Here is a 267-nt window from a genome sequence, read left to right on the forward strand (position 1 = left end):
CGCCCGGTCATCTTTCGGCAATAGGGCAGAAATTGAAAACGATGGGACGAACATGCCCGGCTCACTGCTTTATCGTGGGGGGAGAGGCACTGCCCGGTTCCACTATTGCACTTTGGCAAACATTATCGCCTGGATCACGCATCATCAACGAGTACGGCCCAACCGAAACCGTCGTGGGTTGTACGGTGTTTGATATCAATCACTCGGGCTGTTTTGCCGATAACGTACCGATTGGCCGCCCAATATCCAATACCCAGATTTACATTC

The 267-nt window shown here is 52.1% G+C and carries 1 protein-coding gene; it reads left to right on the forward strand.

The window, feature by feature from the left end:
• A partial coding sequence (locus EAE91_RS25290; RefSeq protein WP_214090589.1) for an AMP-binding protein occupies window positions 1-267 on the forward strand: 267 nt, incomplete at both ends.

The organism is Photorhabdus noenieputensis, assembly GCF_018448935.1.
GTDB classification, from domain to species: Bacteria; Pseudomonadota; Gammaproteobacteria; order Enterobacterales; family Enterobacteriaceae; genus Photorhabdus; species Photorhabdus noenieputensis.